Genomic DNA, 7,063 nt, shown 5'->3' with positions numbered 1-7,063 from the left:
GAGGGTCTGAGGGTTTGAGCGTTGCTCACCTTCAGGCCCTCAACCCATTCACAAGGGTGTATCCGCTGGCAGGTGCTGCGCCCAGGCTATGCCGGCTGGTTCAGTACGATGGGGATATGAGTACGTTCTCCGTGGAATCCCTGTCAGTGCCGGTGGTCCAGGCTCCGATGGCAGGCGGCCCGTCCACTCCAGCGTTGGCGGCTGCAGTCTCCGATGCCGGTGGTCTGGGATCCCTGGCAGCGGGATATCGTTCTGCGGAAGCGCTTTCGCGCGACATCGAGGAGTTCCGGGCGCTGTCGTCCGGACCTCTGTCTGTGAACATCTTCGTCCCTGAAGCCCAGACTCCCTCTCCAGCGGACGTGGAGGCGTATCGGACGGGCCTTCGGTCGTGGACGCTCGACGAGGACATCCGCGGTGAGGTCCCGCCGGTTTCTGACAGCGGGGACGACATGTACCGGGAGAAGCTGGCGGTCGTCATGGATCACCGACCCGATGTCGTCACCTTCACCTTCGGCCTCCCGGACGTCCTCACGATCGAGCGACTCCACGAAGTGGGCGTCCTCGTCGGCGCGACGGTCACGACGGTGCGAGAAGGCAGGGAGGCTCACGCGAATGGTGCGGGCATCCTCATCGCCCAAGGGATCGGTGCCGGCGGCCATCGCGGCCAGTTCGACCAGTCGGCGGACCCCGAATCCGTCTCAGCCTCAAGCCTCCTGGGAGGTCTGTCAGATGCCACCTCCCTTCCGCTCATCGGCGCAGGTGGGATCGACGGGCCACAGACTGCTCAGCAGCTCCTTAACGCCGGTGCTGCTGCGGTGCAGGTCGGCACTCTGTTCCTGACGACAGACGAAGCGGGGACGAAGCCCACCCATCGGCAGGCTCTGCTCGACGCTGCTGCCGGGAAGCGCTCATCGGAGACCATCGTGACCCGCGCGTTCACCGGACGGCCCGCTCGGGCGCTGGTGAATCGGTTCACTCACGCGATGGACGATATGGCGGTGGTCGGGTACCCACAGGTCCACTTTCTCACCGCAGGCATCCGCGCCGCAGCTGCGCAGACCGATGATCCGGAGCTGCTGAACCTCTGGTCCGGCACCGGGGTCGCCGGCAGCAGGGCGGAACCCGCTGCGTCGCTCGTGGAGCGTTTCGCGGAGCTCCACCGTCCAGAGGGCGGCGCACCCCAGGCACGGTCGCACATCGGTGCTCAGCGTGAGGAGCCCACGCCGTGAGCGTCGTCTTCCTGACCGGTGCAGGCATCAGCACTGCCGCCGGGATCCCGGACTTCCGCGGTCCTGAGGGGGTGTGGACCAGGGATCCCGAAGCGGAGCTCACGTCGACGCTGTCGTGGTACCTGCGCGACGAGAACGTGCGGCGCAAAGCGTGGCTGATGCGCGCAGAAGCAGCGGTGTGGGACAAAGACCCCACACCGGCTCACCATGCCATCGCGGACTTCGCCGCGCACAACGACGTCGGCGCGGTCATCACGCAGAACGTGGACGGCCTCCATCAGGCGGCGGGGTCGGACTCCGCGCGTGTGCTGGAGGTCCACGGCAGCGCGCGGTCGTGGCGCTGCGAGGACTGTGCCGCGACAGGCCCCATGGGAGAGGCGGTGGCACGTGTCCACGCAGGGGAGCAGGACCCGCGCTGCCCGGCGTGCGGAGGGATCATCCGTGCGACGACGATTCTCTTCGAGGAAGCGCTCGATTCCACTGTGATCGATGCTGCGCACGCTGCGGCATCGAGCTGCGACGTCATGGTCGCCGTCGGCACCGGGCTGGGCGTCTATCCGGTCGCGGGCCTGTTCCCGCTGGCTGCACGCCACGGTGCGCGCACCATCATCGTCAATGCGGAGTCCACCCTGTTCGACGAGATGGCAGACGAGGTCATCGGGGGCGACTTGCAGGAGTCCCTGCCAGTCCTCCTGGACAGTCTGGCCCGCTCGTCCTGATCGTGGTCAGAACTCCTCGTAGACTGCGGGATCCTGGTTCCTGCGGCGTCCATCGATCCGCGACAGCGAGGAGATGGCGGCGACCTCGTCATCCGTGAGGACGACCTCGGCCGCGGCGAGGTTCTCCGCCTGTCGCTTCGCGTCCGCGGACTTCGGCAGGGGCAGGGCTCCGCGCCGCACGTGCCAGGCCAGCACCGCCTGCGTCGGCGTGATGCCGTGGGCCGCCGCGGTGTCGACGATCGGCGCTTCGTCCAGGAGGCTGCCCGCCCTGCCGATCGGGCTCCACGCCTGCGTGATGATGCCCTTCTCCGTGTGGAATGCGAGCGCATCCTCCTGCGCGAAGTACGGGTGGAGCTCGATCTGGTTGACCTCCGGCCGGACGCCGGTCTCCTCCTCGAGCGTCTCCAAGTGCTCGGGGAGGAAGTTCGACACGCCGATGTGGCGGATGAGTCCGCGCTCCCTCGCGTCGATGAGTGCCTTCCAGGCCTCGACGAAGAGGCCCTGCGACGGGTTGGGCCAATGGATGAGGACGAGGTCGAGATGTCCCAGCCCGCTGCGGAGGACTGATTCCTCCACCGCAGTCGTGGCCTTGTCATACGCATGGTGCCGACCGGCCAGCTTCGTGGTGAACAGGACCTCGGAGCGGTCGACGGACGACGCGCGGCAGCCGACGGCGATCGCGGCCTCGTTCTCGTAGTTGAAGGCGGAATCCACGAGGCGATAGCCGGTCTCCATCGCAGTCCGGACGGCGTCCGAACCGGCGAATCCGCGGAGGCCGTACGTGCCCAGTCCGATCGCCGGCAGGGTGAGTCCGGTGTGAGCTGTGAGAGTCAACGTGCAGTGCCCTTCCGCGTGAGTGATGTACGTCTGCATCCCGCGTCAGCGGTCATCAGACGCAGTGCGTCCAACGTACCGGAGGGGGAGACCGCAGTGCAGCCTCCCCCTCTGACACGCGTCTCAGCTGCGGCGACGTGCCATGACTGTCGCAGCGATGCCGATCCCGACGAGCAGTGCCGCCGCGCCCAGCGCGGCTGCGACGGACGCGCCGGTGCGAGGCAGGCTGCCCTCGTCGTCGTCACGCGCCTCGTCGCGCTGATCGTCCTCGCCGTCCTCGCCCTCATCAGGCGCGTCGGTCGGGTCTGTGGACGGCTCGTCCGATGGCTGCTCTGACGGTTCGCCCGACGGCTGCTCCGTCGGCTCAGCAGTCGGCTGGTCCGTGGGCTGATCAGTCGGTTCGCCCGACGGCTCCTCTGTGGGGCCGTCAGCGAGCAGGTCCTCGACCGTGTAGTAGGTCGTCGTCCCCGACACCTCGTTGCCGACGATCAGCATCGCATCGGTGCCCGACCCGGCCGCAGCTGCCGGCGCATCGGCACCGGGCACGAACTCGATCGACTCAGGACCCAGGTCTCCGGCCTCCTCGAAGCGCTCAGGCTCATCCTCGCCAGAGACGGAGAAGTCGCGATTGTTGACGTACGTCACGAAGTCGGGCGAGTGCGGGTCGCTGATGTCCACCGCGGCGAACCCGCTCACCCGCTCGAAGCCCACGAACGCGTAGGCCCGGTCGCCGACTGCGCCGACCTCGATGGCCTCCGGTTCCGGGCCCTTGTCGTCGGAGCGCCCATCGAAGTTCGTCTCGGAATGGTTCGAGTTGAAGAAGTCCGGATGCGCCTCTGCCGTGATCTCCTCGAACAGTGAACCCGAATCGAACACCTCCGCTCCGTCGGCGTCGAGCACCGAGAACGAACGGGATCCGCTCACATGGATCTCGTCGTAGCAGTCCTCCTCGGCGGACAGACCATCTGCCGTGGTGGCCGTGAGCCGACCCAGGTTCTCATCGGCGGTGAGCTCCTCGAGGGTCATCCCCGTGTCCGACGCGACCGTGTCGCACAGTGGGGGCACTCCGTCGCTGCCGAAGTCCTTGACCCGCGACTCCTCGCTGAAGGCGTCCCAATCACGCAGGTCGCCCTCGTTCGCCGTCACGAGGTGCGGTTCGCCGGCGATCTCGACGGCCTCGATGGTGTCAGGTGCGCGGAACGCCGTGACCGGCCAGTTCGCCGGATCGATCGCATCATCGCGATCGGAGACGTCGAAGGCGACATCCCGCAGGTCGGTCGTCTCGAGCGGCACGATGTCCTCGACGGTGGCGGTCGCAAGATCAGTGATCGCCACGGCGTTGTTCTCCTGGAGGGTCGTATAGGCACGCCCGCCGATCACCGCGCTGTACTCGGGCTCGAGGTTCTCCGACACGGGACGCTCCGGAGTGCCGGTGCCCGCGTCCTCGCGGCCGCCGTAGATGCGGACCTCCTCAGACAGCGCGCCGCCTTCGAATGCGTGGAAATCGGCAGTGCGGTAGTCGGCCTGGGTCGCCGCAGCCACAGAGTCGGGCAGAGCGACGACGCCGACGGACCCCTCCGGATCCACGGAGTAGTCCTCCGCGGGCTCACCCTCATTCGCCACGACCGCGTGGTGGCCGTCGGGGGAGAGGACGACCGAATCGGGCAGCGCGCCGACCGTGATCGCGCCGAGGGAGACGGGCTCATCGCCCGTCACATCCACGAACATCAGCCAGCCCGGATCGGTCTTCTCCGGCGCTTCGACAGCGACGACGGCGAGACCGTCGGTGCGGACGGCGACCGAGTTGGCCACGGAGCCGGACGGTATCGCCGCCCCATCGGCGACGGGGGTCCCCGCAGCTTCGATCTGCGTCTCGCGTTCGGGGTTCGCAGGGTCCGACGCGTCGATCACATCGATGACGCCCTGCTGCGCGTTGACGACGAGTGTGCGGTCTGCGGCGGCGTAGTGGGCGACGATCTCCGCGGCGGATTCGTCGAACGTCCCCGTCGCATGGGTCCCGATCGGAGCGATCGCGAGCGACGGGTCGGCCGCGGAATGCACGATGGGTTCGTCGACGACGACGGTGGCGGATGCGGGGGCGACGACGGCGAGCGCGAGGAGCGACCCGGCCGAGGCCGCTGCGAGCATGCGATGCATGGTGTCCTTCCGGATACTTCTGTGGGTATTGAGCCTGCGGGCGGATGAAAGCGCAGGCACGACCGCGACGACGGTATGGACTGGCGGCGAGCAGAAGGCTGAGGACAGATGAGCACCAGATGTGAGGAAGATGAACTCCGGCTTCCCTCGCGCCGTGGCCGGCCACGGTAGAATGAGTGACGATGTTCGGCCCGGTCAGACGGAGCCAGGGCGCTGCACCGCGGCGCGGAACTGAATAGTGACGACCGAGGATGGCGATGGCTGAGGCAGACGACACGAACGACGGCGCGCGCCGCGACGACCGACGCGGAGGACCGCGCGGAGCGGGACGCGGGCGAGGCGCTCAGGGACGCGAGGGCACCGCACGAGGCGATCGCTCCCGCGACGACCGTCCGCGTCACGACCGTCCGCGCAGCGACCGTGGCCGCGACGACGGCCGTGGTGATCGCCGCGACGAACGCGGCCGCGACGATCGCGGGCAGGGCCGCCGTGACGACCGTCCCGGACGCAGCCGGTGGAACGACCGCGACGATCGCGGCCGTTCGAACGGCAGCGGCCGTCCCGGTGGCGATCGCCGCAGCGATGACTCCGGCCGTGGCCGCAGCACGGGTGACCGCCGCCGTGACGACGATCGTCGCACTGACCGGACCTCGCGACCCGACCGGACCTCAGGGGACGGCGGTGCCCGCCGCCGTGAGGACGGCGCCCGCGGCGACCGTCGTGACGGCCGCCCGTGGGAGAACCGCGGTCCCCGCCGAGACGACGGACGACCACGTCGTGACGGGCGTCCCGGGGGCGACCGCCGTGATGAGCGGGGCGGTTCCCGCTTCGACGGTCGTCGCGATGACCGAGGACCCCGCCGTGACGAGCGGGGAGAGCGTCGACGCTTCGACGACCGCCGACAGGACGGTCGCGGTGACCGCCGGCGCGAGGATCCCAGAGGTCGCGGACGCCCTGCAGATCGTGGACGCCCTGCAGACCGCGGGGACGACCGTCCCAAGTTCCCACAGGGCCCGCCCATCCCCGAAGGGATCACCGGCAGTGAGCTGCCGAAGGAGATCCGCTCCCAGCTGCGTCCGCTCTCGAAGGACAACGCGGAGCTCGTCGCACAGCACCTCGTCGCCGCGAGCGAGCTGATCGGCACCGATCCGGAGGCGGCATTCGCCCACGCGCAGACGGCCGCCGTTCGCGGCAGCCGTGTGGCCGGAGTCCGGGAGGCCGCGGGGATCGTCGCCTATCACACGGACCGCTTCGAAGAGGCGCTGCGTGAGCTGCGGACCCATCGGAGGATCTCCGGATCAGACGACAACCTGCCGCTCATCGCGGATGCCGAGCGCGGTCGCGGTCGTCCGCAGAAGGCGCTGGAGATCTTCTCCGAGGCCTCGGAGGAGGCACTCGGCCATGACCTGTACACCGAGCTGCTCATGGTCGCGGCGGGTGCGCACATGGATCGCGGCGAGGTGGCCGAGGCTCGGGCGCTCCTCGAGACCAGGAACTTCGCGGGCAACGCGAACGGAACGCTCGTGCGGCTCCTGTCGGTGTACTCCGATGTCATCCGACTGCAGGGTGACGCGGACCTCGCCGGTCGCTACGAGGAGCTCGCACGGCGCACGGCCAAGGCGACGGGCACACTGTTCGGCGACGAGGATCCCGACCCGAACGCGAACGTGGAGATCGTCACGCTCGAGGAGCTCGAGCTGCCGGATGAAGATCCGGATGAAGAGTCTGAGCAGGAAGACGGATCGGCCTCAGCGGAGTCCTCAGCCGAGCCGACAGCCGAGCCCACAAGCGAGCCGACCACCGAGCCCACAGCCGAGGCCCCGGTCGCATCCGCAGTCGAGCCGGCCGCCGAAGCCGAGTCGGCTGCCGAGGTCGAGGTCGACACCACCGCTGACGAGCATGCCGTCGCGGACCGGCCTGCCGAACCGGCTGGCGAGGGTGATCGTGACGCGTCGATGAGCACCGTCGACGCAGAGTTCCCCGCGGAGACGGTCGACGAGCTCGACGAGATCCTGGCCGACGCGGAGCCGAAGCAGAAGGAGGAGCCGCCGAAGAAGGAGCCGGTGCAGGAGTCTGCACCGGATGACTACGAGGAGCTCACCGAGCCCCTCTTCGACCTCTGAG

The 7,063-nt window shown here is 68.8% G+C and carries 5 protein-coding genes; 3 read left to right on the top strand and 2 right to left on the bottom strand.

The genetic code is table 11. From position 1 onward, the window contains the following. Nucleotides 1-116 precede the first annotated feature (116 nt). Nucleotides 117-1,229: an NAD(P)H-dependent flavin oxidoreductase gene (locus FM105_RS07930; protein WP_087007043.1), complete on the top strand. Its 1,113-nt coding sequence runs from the start codon at nt 117-119 to the stop codon at nt 1,227-1,229. Continuing rightward, nucleotides 1,226-1,948 carry an SIR2 family NAD-dependent protein deacylase gene (locus FM105_RS07925; RefSeq protein ID WP_087007041.1) on the top strand — a complete coding sequence of 241 codons (723 nt, stop codon included), beginning with the start codon at nt 1,226-1,228 and terminating at the stop codon, nt 1,946-1,948. The genes FM105_RS07930 and FM105_RS07925 overlap by 4 nt, the downstream gene beginning before the upstream one ends. Nucleotides 1,949-1,954: 6 nt before the next feature. On the opposite strand, the gene FM105_RS07920 is transcribed toward FM105_RS07925, so the two are convergent. Further along, nucleotides 1,955-2,821, bottom strand: coding sequence for an aldo/keto reductase (locus FM105_RS07920; RefSeq protein WP_087007039.1), 867 nt, complete (start codon nt 2,819-2,821; stop codon nt 1,955-1,957). Between the two features lie 84 nt (nt 2,822-2,905). Beyond that, on the bottom strand, nt 2,906-4,939 hold the full coding sequence (locus tag FM105_RS07915) for a choice-of-anchor I family protein (protein WP_087007037.1): 2,034 nt from the start codon (nt 4,937-4,939) through the stop codon (nt 2,906-2,908). A 257-nt stretch (nt 4,940-5,196) separates the two neighbouring features. On the opposite strand from FM105_RS07915, the gene FM105_RS07910 reads away from it, so the two are divergent. Continuing rightward, on the top strand, nt 5,197-7,062 hold the full coding sequence (locus tag FM105_RS07910) for a hypothetical protein (protein WP_087007035.1): 1,866 nt from the start codon (nt 5,197-5,199) through the stop codon (nt 7,060-7,062). Nucleotide 7,063: the final 1 nt, after the last annotated feature.

It is taken from the genome of Brevibacterium yomogidense (genome assembly GCF_900163715.1).
In the GTDB taxonomy this organism is placed as follows: Bacteria; Actinomycetota; Actinomycetes; order Actinomycetales; family Brevibacteriaceae; genus Brevibacterium; species Brevibacterium yomogidense_A.
This window is presented reverse-complemented; position numbering and strand designations above follow the sequence as displayed.